The 368-nt window shown below is 67.4% G+C and carries 1 pseudogene; it reads left to right on the top strand.

Annotated features, from left to right (window positions below):
* Positions 1–190, top strand: a pseudogene (locus tag GV790_RS30825) (arginase family protein); the annotation flags it as partial.
* Positions 191–368: the final 178 nt, after the last annotated feature.

Here is a 368-nt window from a genome sequence, read left to right as displayed (position 1 = left end):
GCCCGACGTCGAGGACATCCCCGGCGGTCTCACATGGGACCAGCTGACGCAGGCGCTCACCGCCGCGGTGTCGTCAAGAGGCTGCGTCGGCTTCAGTATGACCATCTACGATCCCGACCAAGACCCGGACCGGTCCCAAGCTCAGCGGATCACGTCCATGGTGGCCGAGATCGCAGCAGCACTGCCGTAGACACCCCGCACGAGGCAACGACTTCACTCCCATGACGCTTACTGACCGATCATCGAACGGACGGCGTCGAGACGGCTCCAGGTTCCGGAGCGGGCGGTGTCCGGTCGAGTCGAGCCGGGCCAGTTCGCCTGGTCCTGATACCCCTACCGGGGAGCGGTCGCCCGCGGCGAAGGCCGGC

This window comes from Nocardia cyriacigeorgica, assembly GCF_010858045.1.
GTDB lineage: Bacteria > Actinomycetota > Actinomycetes > Mycobacteriales > Mycobacteriaceae > Nocardia > Nocardia cyriacigeorgica_E.
The sequence above is the reverse complement of the archived record's forward strand: the minus strand, read 5'-3'. Positions and strand labels throughout refer to the sequence as shown.